Below are 15263 nucleotides of genomic sequence, written 5' to 3' on the forward strand. Positions count from 1 at the left end.
GGGGGGCGGGTGATGTGTATAGGGGGCAGGGGGTGGTGGGGCGGGCAGGACGGGGGCCGCGGCGAAGGTGGAACCTGCTGTCGCGACGAGGCCGGCCTCGCGGGTGAGACGTTCCCGTTCGGCGGCCGCCTCACGGGCGGCGTGGGCGGCGGCCGCGGCTTCGGCGGCCTGGCGGGCCCGCAGCGCGGCCGCCTCCCGTTCGCGGGCCTCGCGCTCCAGTTCGGCCTGCCGGTCGATCAGCGTGTCCAGCAGGCCGTGCTGCTCGGCCGCGGAGGCCTCGAGGGCCCGACGCTGCCCGGCCAGCGAGTCGACGAGGCGCTGGCGGCTGGCGCGGGTCTCGTCGGCGGTGTCCCTCGCCTCGGTCTGGTCGTGGCGGGCGAGGCGCAGGTCGGCTTGGGCGGCCCGCTGCCGCCGGGACAGCGCGTCGACCGCGCCGGCGCGGTCGAGGGCGGTGCGGGGGTCGCCGGTGAGCAGGATGGAGAGTTGCTCGAGGCCGCGTGAGCGGTAGGCGGAGGTTGCGAGCCCGCGGTGCCGGGCGGCCGCGGCGCGCACGGCCGTGTCGGCGGATTCGAGGCGTTCGCGGGCCGTGGCGGCGGCGCGGTCAGCCTCGGCGAGGCGGATGCGCTCGGCGTTGTACTGCTCGGCGGCCACGGACATCTGGTGGCCGAGTTCGTCGATGCGCTCCCGTGTCGCCGCGATCTGCGCGGTGACGGCTCCGAGGTCGTCGTCCTGGCGACCGCTACCGCTACCGCTACCGCTGTCGCTGCCACCGCCACCGCCGTTACCGCTGTCGCCGCCGCTGTCGCGGGGCTGCGGGCCGGGCTCGGCCCGGGCGATGCCCGCCCCGAGCCCGGCGGCGGGACCGGGGCCGATCCCGGTCAGGGAGGGCCCGACGGCCAGGACGCCGACCAGAGCGACGAGAGCCGGGCGCACGCTCCGTGAACTCCCGGCCGGCGTTATGGGCGCGCCGCGCGGATTCCTGACGGGCGCCGGGTTGTACGCATTCCCGTCCTCTACACCCGATATACCACCTGACGTGGATGAATCGGGTGTAGATATGCCCGATTGGGGGATAGTGCTGGTCTCGTGGGGCGAGCTGCCGGCGCTATGCCAGCCCTCCGCCGGAACACCCGTCACGACGCCGCACCGTAACTCTGTGCAGTTGTACAGTCACGGAAGCACGCCGAACGCCACGGAGGGTCTCGGAACGCCCACTGGGAGCCCATGCCTGGCGCGCATGAACCGCCCAATTAATCGATTTCACATGTCGGAAACAGGATAGACACTAGGACGGAACAGATCTTATCGACTCTTCGGCCGGAGGGTCCGGGACGAGCGCAGCGTGGCCGGGGACCGGGTAGCGCAGGTCCGCGCGGTGGGCGCGGGGGGAATGACAGGAGAGACATGGACGAATTGAGCTCGGGCGATACCGCGTGGGTGCTGATCAGTGCCGCGATCGTGCTCTTCATGACGCCCGGCCTGGCGTTCTTCTACGGCGGCATGGTCCGTGCGAAGAATGTGCTCGGCATGCTGATGCAGAACTTCTTCACCATCGGCCTCATCAGCCTGGTGTGGTCGGTGATCGGCTTCAGCCTTGCCTTCGGTGAGGGCAACGGCTTCTGGGGCGGTTTCGACTTCTTCGCGCTCCAGGACCTGTCGGCCGGTGACGGCGCGATCCCCTACGTCGCGTTCGTCGCCTTCCAGATGATGTTCGCGATCATCACCCCGGCGCTGATCACCGGGTCGAGCGCGGACCGGATGAAGTTCAGCGCCTTCGCCGCCTTCGTGACGCTGTGGTCGATCTTCGTCTACTCGCCGATCGCGCACTGGGTGTGGGCCGGTTCCGGCTGGCTGTTCGAGCGGGGCGCCCTCGACTTCGCCGGCGGCACCGTCGTCCACGCGAACGCCGGTATCGCCGCGATCGTGCTCGCGGTGTTCCTCGGCAGGCGGCGCGGCTGGCCGGGCGGCGACTTCCGTCCGCACAACGTGCCGTTCGTACTGCTGGGCACCGCCATCCTGTGGGTTGGCTGGTTCGGGTTCAACGCCGGCTCGGCGCTGGGCGCGAACAAGGTCGCGGCCTACGCGCTGATCAACACCCAGATCGCGGCGGGTGTGGCCATCCTCGGCTGGATCGCGATCGAGGTGCTGCGGGACGGCAAGGCCACCACCCTCGGCGCTGCCTCGGGCGCGGTCGCTGGCCTCGTGGCCATCACCCCTGCCTGCGGTTTCGTCTCCCCGATGGGCTCGATCGCCATCGGTCTGATCGCCGGCGCTGTCTGCGCCCTGGCGACCTCGATCAAGGGCAAGGTCGGCATCGACGACTCGCTCGACGTCGGCGCCGTCCACCTCGTCGGTGGTGTGCTCGGCGCGCTGCTCACGGGCTTCTTCGCCACCCTCGACACCAACGAGGCGGGCAAGGACGGCGTGTTCTACGGCGGTCCCTGGAGCGTCGTCGGCGAGCAGGCGCTGGCCATCGGCGCGACCCTCGGCTACTCCGCGGTCGTGACCGCGCTGATCGCCCTGGCCATCAAGTACACGATCGGCCTGCGGATCTCCGAGGAAGAGGAGGAGCAGGGCCTCGACGAGGCGCTGCACGGCGAGACGGCCTACCGGCTCACCTCCATCGGCGGCAGCAGCAGCGGGCACAAGACCGTCGCCGCGGCCCGGGTCCCTGAGGAGGTCCAGGCATGAAACTCGTGACCGCAGTGATCAAGCCGTTCAAGGTCGACGACGTGAAGACCGCGCTGGAGGGTCTCGGCGTCCATGGCCTGACCATCTCCGAGGTGCAGGGATACGGGCGGCAGAAGGGTCACACCGAGGTCTACCGCGGTGCGGAGTACAAGGTCGATTTCGTCCCGAAAATCAAGATCGAGATCCTCGTGGACGACGAGGCTGTGGATGATCTCGTCAGTGCGATCACGACGTCCGCACAGACCGGCAAGATCGGTGACGGGAAAGTCTGGGTGGTACCCGTCGAGGCAGTTGTCCGTGTACGGACTGGTGAACGGGGCTCGGACGCTCTGTAAACCGCCGAAAACAATCTGGGGGCGCGCCTGTCACGGCGCGCCCCCTTTTGTTTCGGCGCGGTCACCAGGGGCCGCGTCCGGCCGGTCGCTGGTTGTGGCGGCGGTCCTGTCATCAGGATCGGCTTCGGCCGGTCGCGGCCGGGAGTTCTCGGCTGCATATCTGCGGACAGCGCGCCGGAAAGCGTGCGGGAGTGCCAGGCTGGGGGACTGGGGGGCGACCAGAGGACCAGAACGGACAGGGGTGGCCGGTGGACGCGAGACTCCAGGCCCTGCGGGGCCGCGCGGATGCCTTTCCCGGTGTGACCGGGCCGGCGCTGCGGGCCGGCCTGACCGACCTCGCCGACGCCGCGCTTGCCGAGCTCGTCGGTGAACCAGGTCCCGGAACCGCCCTGCTCGCCGTCGGCGGCTACGGGAGGCGCGAGCCCGCGTTCGGCAGCGACCTCGACCTCGTGCTCCTCCACGACGGCCGCCGCCGGGACATCTCGGCGCTCGCCGACGCCATCTGGTACCCCCTGTGGGACGCCGGAGTCGGCCTGGACCACAGCGTCCGCACCGTCGACGAGGCGGTGTCCGTCGCCGACTCCGATCTGAAGGCGGCGATGGGCCTGCTCGACGCCCGCCTGGTCCGCGGCGACGCGGCCCTTGCCGAGAAGCTCGTCGAACGGGTCCGGTCCCGCTGGCGGGCCCGGGCACCGCGCCGGCTGCCCGAGCTCGCCGCATCGGTCGCGGAGCGCGCCCGCCGTAACGGGGAGGCCGCCTTCCTCCTCGAACCGGACCTGAAGGACTCCCGGGGCGGCATGCGCGACGTCCACGCGCTGCAGGCACTCGCCGCCGCCTGGGTCGCCGAGGAGCCGCCGGAGCGGGTGCGGGAGGCCTACCGGGTGCTGCTCGACGTCCGGGGAGAGGTGCGCCGGCTCGGCCAGGGCCGTGGGCAGGACCGGCTCCTCCTCCAGGATGGCGAGACGATCGCCGCCGCTCTGGGCTACCCGGACTCTGTCGCGCTCTCCCGGGCCGTCGCCGAGGCGGGCCGCGCGATCTCCTGGACCTGGGACACGACGTGGTACCGGGTGGCGTCGGCGCAGCGGTCGAAGATCGGGGCGCGGCTACGCAGACCGGTCCGCCGCCCCCTGGACGAGGGCGTGGTCGAGCAGGACGGGGAGATCCAGCTGGCCCGGGACGCCGACCCCGCCAGTGACCCCGGCCTCGTGCTGCGCGCGGCGGCCGCCGCGGCGCGCACCGGCATCCCGTTCGGCCGCTACGCCATCGACCGGCTCGGTCAGGAGGCGCCGGAGATGCCGGCGCCGTGGCCCGAGGCGGCGCGGGACGATCTGGTCAGCCTGCTGGCGACCGGTGACGCGGCGATCGGGGTGCTGGAGTCCCTCGACCAGGTCGGGCTGCTCGTCCGGCTGATCCCCGAGTGGGCGGCGGTGCGCAGCCGCCCGCAGCGCAACCCCTACCACCGCTACACCGTCGACCGGCACCTGATCGAGGCCGCCGCGCGGGCCGCCACCCACACCCGGGACGTCGACCGCCCGGACCTCCTGCTGCTCGGCGCCCTCCTGCACGACATCGGCAAGGGATACCCGGGCGACCACACAGACGCCGGCATCGTGGTCGTGCGGGAGCTGGCCCCCCGGCTGGGCCTCCCCCCGGAGGACACCGAGGTCCTCCTCGCGATGATCCGCCACCACCTGCTGCTCACCGAGGCCGCCACCCGGCGGGACATCGACGACCCCGTCACGATCGAATCAGTCGCCACTGCGGCGGGCAGCGTCCGCGTCCTCACACTGCTGCACCGGCTCACCGAAGCCGACGCCCAGGCCACCGGCCCGACCGCCTGGAACGCCTGGAAGGCGCGCCTCGTCTCCGACCTCGTGCACCGCGCCACCGCCGTGCTCGACGGCCGGGAACCGCCCTGCCCGCCGGCGCTCAGCGAGCGCCAGGCCGCCCTGCTCGCCCTCCCTGCGGACCTCACGGTGCAGGTCAACCCACTCCCGGACGACGCCATGTTCGAGATCGTGGTCGTCACCGCCGACGACCGGGTCGGTCTCCTCGCCACCACCGCCGGCGTGCTCGCGCTCAGCCGGCTGGACGTCCGCCGCGCCTCGGCCCGCAGCTCCGGCGGCCGGTCCCTGCTCCAGGCCGCCGTCGCCGCGCCGCACGGGGAGCGCCCGGACCAGCGGCGCCTTCAGGAGGACCTGCGTGGCGCCCTCACCGGCGGCCTCGACGTCACGGCGCGCCTCGCGGGACGCGAACAGGACTACGCCGCGGCCCGCCGGAGGAACACGCCCGGACCACCGCAGGTCATCTTCGACGACTCGGGCTCGGTGACCGTCGTCGAGGTGCGCGCCCCTGACCGCGCGGGCGTGCTGCACCGCATCGCCCGCGCGCTCGCGGAGGTCGGCCTGGACGTCCGTACCGCCATCGTCGCCACCCTCGGCCTGGACGTCGTCGACGCCTTCTACATCGAGGACCCGGCCGCCACGGCGGGCCAACCAGCCGGGCCGGATCTCACCGCCGGGACGGGCTCCACCACCCGAACGGGCCAGTCGGTGTCGACGCTGAGTATCGAGCGGCGGGCCGAGGTGTCGTCCGCGATCCTGGCCGCGCTCACGGCAAACGAGGCCAGCGTGGCCTCGTAGCGGCCAGGGCACGCCGGGGAGGCCGGAACGGTCGTCGGCCGACGACCGCGGACCACTGTTGCCAGCCAGGATGGCCGGCGTGCCCCGAGGCGAGCGGGTGGACGGCCGCCCTCGGCCGCCCCCGGTCAGGCGTGTCGCGCTCGGCACGGGAGGGCTGGGGTCAGGTCCGCTGGCCGGGGCGCTATGATTGGGACGCACCTTCAGGAGGCTTCGCCTAGTCCGGTCTATGGCGCCGCACTGCTAATGCGGTTTGGGTCTACAGCCCATCCGGGGTTCAAATCCCCGAGCCTCCGCCCTTCGTGGTCGGGCCCGTCCAGTACGGACGGGCCTCTGACCTGGCACTTCTCTTACACCCTCTGAAATCCCCGAGCTCTCACCATCGCTGGTGAGGACATGGTGAGGACGTCGCGTCGGACGGGGGATCGCAGCGGCCACCGTCTCCGCCGCCTGCTGCCCCGCCGACCGCAGCAGATGGACGTACAGGTTCGCCGTGATCGACGACGACGAGTGACCGAGCCGCTTGGACACGAGCGCCAGGTCGATGCCCGCCGCCAGTTGGATCGACGCCGACGAGTGCCGCAGGTCGTGCAGCCGCCGCGGGGAGAGCAGGTCCCGGCCGAGCTCGGCCCCGACCTCGACGGCGACCGGCAGCGGCTCGGCCAGGTGCAGCCGTGCGCGGCTGCCGCGCATCTGCTCGACCTCGACCACCCGCACCTGCCCGGCCGGTTCCCGGTCGACGTACAACGTCCATTCGCCGATCGGCGCGGCGCGGCGCACACCCACGACCAGTGCCTCGGCCCCGGCCGCCGCCACCTCCCGCACCGAGGTACACAGGCCCGCGTTCCGCGCGATCTGCTGCATCCGCCGAGTCACCCACTGCGGATCCAGATGCCGGCCGTCCGGCCGGGTGAACATCAGGTCGCGGAGCTGGACGGGGCGGCCCTGGTCATCTGGCAACACGCCGTTGTCCCATGCCGCTCCGACGGTCTCGCGTTCGTCGTCCTGGACCGGCCGGTGGTCGAACACCAGCCTCCCGAGCGTGGTGGCGTCGAGGTCGACCTTCCGCTTGCCTGACCGCGTCTTCGGCGCCCACACCCCCATCTCGCGGGCAGTGCCTGTTATCTGTTGGCTGACCGTCAACACCGACCGGACCTCGTCCAGGCCCTCCCAGGTGGCCCCGCAGGCCTCCCCACGGCGCAGACCGTGCAACGCGATGAGCTCCCACATCGCGCTGAGCCGGTCGTCGGCGGCCTCGGCCAGGAACACCCCGACCTCCTCGGCTTCCCACGGCTCGACCTCCGGCGCGGTGTACTCCGGGAGCTCCACCCCGATCGCCGGATTGAACGGGATCATCCGCTGGCGGACCGCGTCGTTCAGTGCGGTCTTCAGCATGTCGTGGATGTCCTTCAGCGTCGCCGGGCCGACCGGCCGGGGCCGGGTCGCGGTGGTCTCCTCGATGCGGCGTAGCGCCTGGTCGACGTGGTGGGAACGCAGCCCACCGAGCGGGATGTCACTGAGCCACGGCTTCAGATGGGTCACGAAGTCGCCGTAGCGGCGCCGTGTCCCCGGGCGCAACGCCCGCTTCCCCGCGAACCACTGGTCGAGGTAGTCGCCGGCGGTCAGGTCGCCGATGTGCTGCTGACCGGCGCGGATCGCTGCCCACTTCCGGTCGCCGTCATCCTCGGCTTCCTTGCGGGTCTCGCCGCGGAACCGGACCCGGTCCGTGCCGGCCAGGGCGGCGAGCTCGGCCGGGACGCGGAACTCGCCGGAGTAGAACCCGTGCCCGCGCTTGGTCCGGTCGGGGCAGGTGCCGGCCGGGTACTTGGTCTTGGTCTCCGGGTCGCGGCACCCGCACCGGTGCTTCGCGGTGATCTTCACTCGGTGTCCTCGCTCACCTGTTCGGCGCCGTCAGCAGCACCGGCCTTGGAATCTGGGAAGCCGGCCAGTGGAGGCGGCAACGGCAGACCGGCCTCACGGAACTGGTCGCGGACGGCGATCAGGTCGCGCTCGATGCCCTCGACGGGTCTCCGGTCGGGGGCGGGCGTGCCGAGCACGTCGTGCACTTGCTGCTGATGCCACGCCCATTCCTCGGCCAGGCGGGTAAGGCGGGCGTACAGGTCGCTGTGCGCTTCCCGTCGTTTGATCTCCGCGGCCATCTCGTCGACGAGCTGCCGGGTAACCCGGCCGCGCAGCGCACGTAGCCGTGCCGGGTCCTCCCCGGCGTCGGCCCGTTCCGAGACCAGCCGGTCTCGCTGCTCGCCGAGCGGCCGGCCCCACAGGATGCGGGATAGGTAGGCGACGACCAGGGGCCGTTCGCCGATGCGGCGAGCGGTGCGTTCCTCGGTGAGGCCGACGGTCACGGCCGCGACCAGGGCGTGAAGGTCGTAGTGCTCGGTGCCCTCGGCGATGGCGCCGAGCTGCATGAGTCGGTCGCGGTCCTCCCATGCCCGCATGACTTCGGCGCTGCGCCGAGTCCAGCCATCGGGGCTTTTGTGCGAGACCTGCGCTCTGAGTTCAGACTGCCCGCCGTAGATCTTGACTAGGTCCGAACCGGGCATGACCAGGGCGCCAACTTCGACCCAGACGTTCGGGTCGATCAGGTCTGGCAGCTTCACCGGCCGGGTGCACGCGACCGTGAGGATCCGGGGGAGCAGGGCCAGCTCCTCCGCGTCGATCGCCTTTTCGCCACGCTCTAGAGCGGCCACACGCGAGTAGTCCCAGCGGAGTCCGAATGAACGCGCCGCCTTGGCGACGTCGTCTTGCCGGACGTCCTTCCTGGCTGTGCGTACGCGGCGCACGCCCTCACCGATCACCGCGCGCAGTGGCCGTGAGTCGGTGTGATCCGGTGTCATGCGCCGGACGATACCGCACGTGTTGGGAACTCCGGCCCTACTTGACGACTGGCGGGGGGCGTCTGGTTCACTAGCTCTCACGTTGGTGATCGAGCATCAACGAGAGAAGGGTGGTGCTGTGCACGACACCGCGAACGTGGGGGAGCGGGAGCACCGGCAGGAGTTCCTGACCATGGATGGTCTGGCAGTCGAGCTACACAAGACGACCGGGACGATCAGGAACTGGCGGACCCGCGGCTACGGCCCTCGGGGCTTCAAGGTCGGCAACACCGTGCTGTATCGGCGGACCGAGGTTGACCGGTGGCTCGCTGAGCAGGAGCAGGCGGAGGCCGATCGGCGGGTGTCCGCGTGACAGCCCGCCTCCGGCCGAAGCGGGGCGAGTGGACCGCCCGCCAGCTCCGGGCGCTGCCCGTGACGGTCGACGTCGAGACCGCCGGCAGCGCGCTCGGGATGGGGCTGTGGAAGGCCCGCGCGCTCATCCGCGACGGCCAGTTCCCCGTGCCGGTGATTCGCCATGGCTGCCGGTACATCGTCCCGACCCGGCCGATCCTGGCGCTGCTGGGAGTCGAACCCGCCGACGCGGACGGCCCGGTGAGCACCAGGTGAGCCCTTGCCGCCACCCGTGCCCGTGCCGACGACTCCGAGGACCGATCGAGTGAACTCCCAGAACGAAAGAGGCCGCCCCCGGCAGGAGGGCGGCGCTCTCGCAGATCAGCGGCACGGCGACGGCGCAGATCCGAACAAGCGTACGACGGGCCGGGCCCGCGTCGAGGTCGAGGTTGCTCACCTCCGTATCCAGCTGTGCCGGATGGCCGCGGGCGGTGGCAGGCCGTTGCGGACGGCCGCTGATGAGCGGGCGCACGCCGACCGGCGGCGGTCCGGCGAGCTCGCCCGGATGGGGCGGGTCGGTGCCTGACGTGGGGATCCGCATCATCGTCGAGGTTCTCGATCACCACCAGGACGTCACAGACCCCGAGACCAAGGAGGTCGTTGGCCTCACCGTCGGAGAGATGCGCGACCTCCTCGTGCTGGCGGAGAACGCGAACGACAAGACGAGGGAGACGTTCGGGCCGGTCCACGAGGTGTGGATCATCCGGCGGGCGAACAAGACCCCGCGGACCTGGAAGAACGCGATCGGTGCCCTGATGCGGAAGGGCGTGCTGGAGTACGCCGAACGCGGGGGCAGGGAGATGCGCGGCCACCCCGGCCAGCACGCGGTGTACCGCATCCCGGACCTGTGCCCCGACCCGCCACACGACGGCCGGCAGGGGCACTGCACCTACCAGGTAAGGGTCACCCAGCAGGTGACCCAATCGGCCGAAGAGGGTCATCCAGCAGGTGACCCATCTCCCGGAATGGGTCACCCAGCAGATGCGAATGGGTCACCTGCTGGGTGCGAAAGGGTCACCCAGCAGGTGACCCCTACTCCTCTTTCTCCTCAGACCCCTCTTCTCTCTCTCGCGGATGCCGTCGCCGAGCGTGCCCTTCGTGCCGCCGGTCTCGACGACGAGAGAGAGATCAAAGACTGCATCGACTGGATAACCGAGGACTGCCGGCCGCGCACCCCGGCGTGGTGGCGGTCCGTCGCTGAGAACGGCGACCTGCCCGCCCACGTCGCCCGCTGGCGCGCCCAGCGCACCGCCGCGGCGCCGTCGCTACCCGCCTGGTGCGGCAAGTGCGGTGACGACAACCCAGCCGCCCGCACCAACCCACGCTGGCGCGTCCTCGACGGCCAGCCATGCCCCACCTGCCACCCGGACGCGATCGGAAGGTCAGCGTGAGCGACAGCCTGAGCACCACCCCGCCGCACGACCTCTTCGCCGAACAGGCCGTACTCGGTGGCATCCTCCGATCCGCCGACCTGGCCGGCGACGTCGGCGAGATCCTCACGCCCGGGGACTTCTACCGGCCCGCGCACCGCCTGATCTACGAAGCCATGCTCGCCCTGCACTCTCGCGGCGAGATCATCGACCACATCACCGTCGCCGGTGAGCTTGCCCAGCGTCACGAGCTCGAAAAGGTCGGCGGGCACAACTACCTGCACACCCTGCTGGACAAGAACCCGTCCGCAGGCAGCACCACCCACTACGCCCGCAAGGTGGTCAAGCCGCCCGCCCGCCGCCGCCGGATGCTCGAGGCGGGGCACCGGGCGGTGCAGATCGCCCAGACCGTCACTGACGCTGACGCGGCCGCCGAGCAGATCGACGCCGTCATGCACGCCGCACTCCTCGACGCCGACAGCACCAGCGACGGCCCGACCACCATCGGCGCCACCCTGACGGCCACCCTCGACCGGCTCGAGGCCCGCGAGAACGGCCAGGGCCTCACCGGCGTACCCACCGGCTTCACCGACCTCGACGAGCTCACCGGCGGACTCCAGCCCGGACAGCTCGTCGTCATCGCTGCCCGCCCGGCCGTCGGGAAATCCACGCTCGCCCTCGACGTCGCCCGCGCCGCGGCGATCCGCCACGACCTGCCGGTCCTGTTCGCCTCACTGGAGATGAGCCGGCCCGAACTCGACGATCGGCTCCTGTCCGCCGAAGCCCGGGTATCGCTCCAGAGCATCCGTCTCGGCCGGATCGGGGACGACTGGCCACGGATCAGCCGCCGCCTCGGTGAGATCGCGAACGCCCCGCTGCACATCGACGCCAGCCCAGGCCTGTCAGTGTCCACGATCCGCACCAGGGCCCGCCGGATGCAGCGCCGCGGCGGCCTGGCCCTGCTGGTCGTCGACTATCTCCAGCTGCTGGTGACCGCGGGCAAGAGCGAGAACCGGCAGCAGGAGGTCTCCGCCATCTCCCGGTCGCTGAAGCTGCTCGCCGGTGAGCTCGGTATCCCGGTCATCGCGCTGTCCCAGCTCAACCGCGGTGCCGAGCAGACCAAGGATCACAGGCCCCAGCTCTCCCAGCTCCGGGATAGCGGCAGCATCGAACAGGACGCCGACATGGTGATCCTGATCTACCGCGAGGACGCCATCGAGGCGAATTCCGCCCGGGCCGGCGAAGCCGATCTGATCGTTGCGAAGAACCGCAACGGCCCGATGGGCACGGTCACCGTGGCGTTCCAGGGCCACTACTCCCGCTTCGTGGACATGGCGAACTGATGGACGCCACCGCTCTCCGTGCCGAGTCCGCTGCCCGGGTCCAGGCCGCCATCGCCACTGCCCGCCGCCGTGCCAGCGCCCGCCGTGCTGCGAACCGGGTCAAGCGGGCCCGCCGCGCCGCTGGCGTCGATCTGCGCAACGCCAGCAAGCTCCGCCGGCTCGCCGGCGAGAACCAGGAGAACCAGCCGTGATCGCCATGCCCGCCCCCGACACCGCGGCATGCCGCCGGTGCGGCAAGCCGCTGTACGACCCGCGCAGCGTCGCTCTCGGCCTCGGGAGCGGATGTGCCCGTCACCTCCGCCCGGCTGACCTCGGCCTGCTCGCGGACGTCGCGGCTAGGGCGACGGCGCAGCTGACGCTGACCTTCACCGACGAGGACGAGTGACCGCCAGGCCCACGGCGCGCGGCCCGCCGGCGGGAGCGCGACCGGCCATCACCAGACGAGACCAAGGAGACGATCACCATGTACCCGACCGACGGCCTCACCAGCGCGGAACTGGCCTACGCCCGCCAGTACGCCGACGCCATCGACGGCATTCCCGACTCGTTCGACATGTTCGGGCCGGAGACGATCATCGAGCTGTATCCGGACAACCCGCCCGGCGGACTCGACGTCGACACGGCCCGGCAGTTCGTCCGGATGCTGACCGACTGGCACACCTCACTGGACACCCTTGCCGCGCAGTTCGCCGGATCGGACGGCCGATACAGCCCGCCCGCCGTGCGGTTCCTGCTCTTTGAGACGGACACCCGAGAGCGGCTCGCGAGCAAGTTCCATCGGGCCGTCGTGGCACTCGTCGCGGGCACCGTCGATCCCACCGCGCGGGTCGACCACGGCAACCCGAGCTACTGCTACTCGCCCGGCTACGTGCCGGAACCCAGCGACTGCGACGAGCCCCCGCGGCCCGCTCTCCGGCCCGTCCCCACCGCCTGACCCCACCAACGCCGAGCGGCGCCGTGGTGGACCCCACGGCGCCGCCACCGGCACATCAACCACAAGGAGCTTCCCATGGACGACATCCGCAGCCACCCTGACTTCGAGGGTCTCCGCGGCATCACCCGCATGCACCTCAGCAAGGACCCGCAGGACTGCACCCCGGCCGACCTGGCGCAGCTCGTGCTGAACCTGAACTCCTACTGGGCGAGCGGGAACCCGTACCCCAAGCCCGAGGACTTCGCCCCCGCGGTTCCCCTCGGTGAGGCCCAGCTCGACGAGGACGGCACCCTGCGCGCCGTCGCGACCCGCCGCGGCCACACCACGTACGTCGCGCTGTTCAACGACGGCCAGCTCGTCTGGGAATCCGACCTCGACGCCGCCCGCGACCTGACCACCCGGCTGTCCGACCTGCTCGACCTCACCGAGCTGGCCACCCGCATCTGACCGCCCCGCCCGCCGCGGTGACGGCCGCGGCGGGCCCAACCCCCGGGAAACCTGATGATCCACATGCCCACACTCACCCCTACCCCCACCGCCCTACGCCCCTCCACCGCCGTACCTGGCACCAGCAACGGGCAGACAGCCGGATGCGGCGGCTGCACCACACGCTGGCCCATCGGTACCAGCGCCGCGCACTGCCCGACCTGCCACCTCACCTTCGCCAGCATCGGCGGGTTCGATACCCACCACACCGGCCCCATCGGCAACCGGCAGTGCCTCGACGAGGCGGAGCTACGCGCACTCGGCTACGCGCCGAACGACCGCGGACGCTGGCGGATCCCCCTCGACCCCGACGCCGCCGCCCGCCTCACCGGACTTACGGAACCGGCCGACCAGCCGAACACATAACCGACCGAACACCCCCGACCCCATGAGCCCCCACGTCGCCGCAGCACCCCGTTCGACGAACCAGGGGATCGAACCAGGCCCCCTTCCGGTCAGCCCGACCCTTCCACGAAGAGGAACCCCATGACCCTTCCATCGCCCGGACGGTGCACCGCGACCTGCTCGGGACGGCAGCGGCCAGACCTGGCAGGCAAGCCCTGCCGCAACCCGCCCGTCCGCGGCGGGACCGTCTGCCGGATGCACGGCGGCAGCGCCCCGACCGTCAAGGCGAAAGCCGCCGAACGCACCGCGGACGCCGGACTCCGCGGCGTTCTCGCCGGCTACGACATCACCCCGGTCGGAGACCCGTTCAACGAACTGCTCACGCTCGCCGGCGAGATCCTCGGGATGAAAGACCTTGCCCGGGACCTGGTCGCCGATCTCAACGCCACGGACGGCCCGGACGCACACCTTGCCGTGTACGAACGGGCCCTCGACCGGTCCGGGAAGATCCTCGGAGACATCGCCCGACTGAAGATCGATAGCCGGTTGGCGTCGATCTCCGAGCAGCAGGCGAACACCCTTGTCCAGGTCATCACCGCAGTGGTGCGCCGGTTGGGGCTGGACATCGACGACTTGCAGGTCCGGGCCGCCGTCCGCACCGAGCTGGCCGCGGTACAGGCGTGACGAGCCCGTGGTCGATCGCCGCGGCGGCGTTGCTCCCGTCCGAGTGGGGCCGCCGACTGTGGGGGTCGACCACGTCCGGGGCGTTCCTCCGCACCGACCGGGAGCAGGACGGACAGCCGGTGCTGGTGCTGACCGTCGCCGGGCCGGCCGGCCTGGTCGTGTACCGGCTGGTCGGCATCGACGAGCACACCCTGTGCTGAGCCTGCCTGCCGGGACGGGTCGCGGCCCGTGCGACCCATGGATGAAGCGTTTCGGGTCAGACCCATGGATGAACCCCATGAGTCGGCCCGACCCCATGGACGGACGGTGTCGGCGTCGACCCCATGGACGCAGACCCATGGAGGGTCTCGAATCCCGCCGACCCATGGAGGGTCTCAACCGGGCGCGCGCGCCGCATCGCCGCCAGGCCGCACCACCAGGCGGACGGCAGGCCACCCGAACACCGCGGCGGCGCGGCCCGCCGGGTCGGCCGCCCTGGACCTGTAAACCACCATCGAAAGGATCACGACATGCTTCACGAGCTGCTCACCGGCACCGCCGAATGGCAGGCCGTCCAGGCCCGGTACGACGAGCACGACGCGGCGAAGACGAAGGCCCGGGCGAAATGGGAGGCCGTCCAGGCCAACTACCGTGCCGCGGTCGAGGATGCGATCGCGAACGCCGAACCGGTACCCGTGGCGCCGCAGGTCGCCCCGTGGCAGGAAACCGAGGGCTTTTACACGGCGAAGCGTCACGAGCTCACCGGCCAGTTCCGGACGGCCGGGGCGAAGATCGCCGGGCCGGTCTCGGAGGCGCTGGCGGCGCGGGAAGCGGAGCTGGTCGACCAGGTCCGCAGTCTCGCGGCAGGGCTGGTGCCGAAGCTCGCGCCGCTGCTGGTTGAGCTTCGGTCCATCTCGGAGACGCGGGGAGAGCTGGACCGGTCGGTGCGGCTGGTCGCGGTCAGCACCGGCAGCGTCAGCCAGCTTTCGACCGCGTCCGTGGAGACGGATGCGCTGTTCGAGATGGGTGAGGCGGTTGAGGCGGTCGCGGGTGAGGCCCGGGTGCCGGCAGCGCGCCGGAGCCGGTCCTAGTAGACTGTCGCCGCTAATGTGTGGGGTATAGGTGGCGGAGTTTGGTGCGGGCGTCATCGGTGGTGAAGTGCCAGTTGACCTGTCGCTGGTCGGCGTTGACGGCTGCCTGCCAGGCGGTGAG

The 15263-nt window shown here is 71.4% G+C and carries 19 protein-coding genes, 1 tRNA gene and 1 pseudogene; 18 read left to right on the top strand and 3 right to left on the bottom strand.

Annotated elements, in window-relative coordinates; genetic code table 11:
- Nucleotides 1–933, bottom strand: a 933-nt coding sequence (locus AB1460_RS31230) for a coiled-coil domain-containing protein (protein ID WP_368965673.1), incomplete at its 3' end; no start/stop codon positions are given.
- Between the two features lie 471 nt (nucleotides 934–1404).
- Between AB1460_RS31230 and AB1460_RS31235 the strand changes: the two genes are divergently transcribed.
- From AB1460_RS31235 to AB1460_RS31250, 4 genes are all read left to right on the top strand, one after another.
- The gene (locus AB1460_RS31235) at nucleotides 1405–2691 is read left to right on the top strand and encodes an ammonium transporter (protein ID WP_368965674.1); all 1287 of its coding nucleotides are present in this window, start codon (nucleotides 1405–1407) and stop codon (nucleotides 2689–2691) included.
- Nucleotides 2688–3026, top strand: a complete 339-nt coding sequence (locus AB1460_RS31240; RefSeq protein WP_368965675.1) for a P-II family nitrogen regulator — start codon at nucleotides 2688–2690, stop codon at nucleotides 3024–3026. The genes AB1460_RS31235 and AB1460_RS31240 overlap by 4 nt, the downstream gene beginning before the upstream one ends.
- Before the next feature lie 248 nt (nucleotides 3027–3274).
- On the top strand, nucleotides 3275–5668 hold the full coding sequence (locus AB1460_RS31245) for a [protein-PII] uridylyltransferase (protein WP_368965676.1): 2394 nt from the start codon (nucleotides 3275–3277) through the stop codon (nucleotides 5666–5668).
- A 203-nt stretch (nucleotides 5669–5871) separates the two neighbouring features.
- Nucleotides 5872–5961: transfer RNA gene (locus AB1460_RS31250), tRNA-Ser, on the top strand.
- A gap of 235 nt (nucleotides 5962–6196) precedes the next feature.
- Here AB1460_RS31250 and AB1460_RS31255 read toward each other — a convergent pair.
- Nucleotides 6197–6895 (bottom strand): annotated as a pseudogene (locus AB1460_RS31255) (site-specific integrase); the annotation flags it as partial.
- Here AB1460_RS31255 and AB1460_RS31260 point away from each other — a divergent pair.
- Nucleotides 6882–7220, top strand: a complete 339-nt coding sequence (locus AB1460_RS31260) for a hypothetical protein (RefSeq protein ID WP_368965677.1) — start codon at nucleotides 6882–6884, stop codon at nucleotides 7218–7220. The pseudogene AB1460_RS31255 and the gene AB1460_RS31260 sit on opposite strands and share 14 nt — an antisense overlap.
- Before the next feature lie 322 nt (nucleotides 7221–7542).
- Here AB1460_RS31260 and AB1460_RS31265 read toward each other — a convergent pair whose 3' ends face one another.
- Entirely contained in the window at nucleotides 7543–8481 is a 939-nt protein-coding gene (locus tag AB1460_RS31265; RefSeq protein ID WP_368965678.1) for a hypothetical protein, read from the bottom strand.
- Between the two features lie 157 nt (nucleotides 8482–8638).
- Here AB1460_RS31265 and AB1460_RS31270 point away from each other — a divergent pair, with 157 nt between their 5' ends.
- From AB1460_RS31270 to AB1460_RS31330, 13 genes are all read left to right on the top strand, one after another.
- Entirely contained in the window at nucleotides 8639–8872 is a 234-nt protein-coding gene (locus AB1460_RS31270; RefSeq protein WP_420497423.1) for a helix-turn-helix transcriptional regulator, read from the top strand.
- Nucleotides 8869–9126, top strand: coding sequence for a hypothetical protein (locus tag AB1460_RS31275; RefSeq protein WP_368965679.1), 258 nt, complete (start codon nucleotides 8869–8871; stop codon nucleotides 9124–9126). Before AB1460_RS31270 ends, AB1460_RS31275 begins: the two co-directional genes overlap by 4 nt.
- Nucleotides 9127–9175: 49 nt before the next feature.
- Nucleotides 9176–9436 (top strand): hypothetical protein, encoded by a 261-nt coding sequence (locus AB1460_RS31280; RefSeq protein WP_368965680.1) that lies wholly within the window; start codon nucleotides 9176–9178, stop codon nucleotides 9434–9436.
- Between the two features lies 1 nt (nucleotide 9437).
- Nucleotides 9438–10301 carry a hypothetical protein gene (locus AB1460_RS31285; RefSeq protein WP_368965681.1) on the top strand — a complete coding sequence of 288 codons (864 nt, stop codon included), beginning with the start codon at nucleotides 9438–9440 and terminating at the stop codon, nucleotides 10299–10301.
- Nucleotides 10259–11623, top strand: coding sequence for a replicative DNA helicase (gene dnaB / locus AB1460_RS31290; protein WP_368965682.1), 1365 nt, complete (start codon nucleotides 10259–10261; stop codon nucleotides 11621–11623). The genes AB1460_RS31285 and dnaB overlap by 43 nt, the downstream gene beginning before the upstream one ends.
- A complete protein-coding gene (locus tag AB1460_RS31295) occupies nucleotides 11623–11814 on the top strand; it encodes a hypothetical protein (RefSeq protein WP_368965683.1) in 192 nt (63 codons plus the stop codon). Before dnaB ends, AB1460_RS31295 begins: the two co-directional genes overlap by 1 nt.
- A 5-nt stretch (nucleotides 11815–11819) precedes the next feature.
- A complete protein-coding gene (locus AB1460_RS31300) occupies nucleotides 11820–12008 on the top strand; it encodes a DUF6011 domain-containing protein (RefSeq protein ID WP_368965691.1) in 189 nt (62 codons plus the stop codon).
- Between the two features lie 78 nt (nucleotides 12009–12086).
- Nucleotides 12087–12557, top strand: coding sequence for a hypothetical protein (locus AB1460_RS31305; RefSeq protein ID WP_368965684.1), 471 nt, complete (start codon nucleotides 12087–12089; stop codon nucleotides 12555–12557).
- Between the two features lie 75 nt (nucleotides 12558–12632).
- Nucleotides 12633–13004, top strand: a complete 372-nt coding sequence (locus tag AB1460_RS31310; RefSeq protein WP_368965685.1) for a hypothetical protein — start codon at nucleotides 12633–12635, stop codon at nucleotides 13002–13004.
- Nucleotides 13005–13067: 63 nt separating this feature from the next.
- Complete coding sequence (locus AB1460_RS31315; protein WP_368965686.1) at nucleotides 13068–13409, top strand: hypothetical protein; 342 nt, start codon at nucleotides 13068–13070, stop codon at nucleotides 13407–13409.
- 120 nt (nucleotides 13410–13529) lie between these two features.
- Entirely contained in the window at nucleotides 13530–14072 is a 543-nt protein-coding gene (locus AB1460_RS31320) for a hypothetical protein (protein WP_368965687.1), read from the top strand.
- Complete coding sequence (locus AB1460_RS31325; RefSeq protein WP_368965688.1) at nucleotides 14069–14272, top strand: hypothetical protein; 204 nt, start codon at nucleotides 14069–14071, stop codon at nucleotides 14270–14272. Before AB1460_RS31320 ends, AB1460_RS31325 begins: the two co-directional genes overlap by 4 nt.
- A gap of 309 nt (nucleotides 14273–14581) precedes the next feature.
- Nucleotides 14582–15142: a hypothetical protein gene (locus AB1460_RS31330; protein WP_368965689.1), complete on the top strand. Its 561-nt coding sequence runs from the start codon at nucleotides 14582–14584 to the stop codon at nucleotides 15140–15142.
- Nucleotides 15143–15263: the final 121 nt, after the last annotated feature.

Source organism: Parafrankia sp. FMc2, from assembly GCF_041008525.1.
Taxonomy (GTDB): domain Bacteria; phylum Actinomycetota; class Actinomycetes; order Frankiales; family Frankiaceae; genus Parafrankia.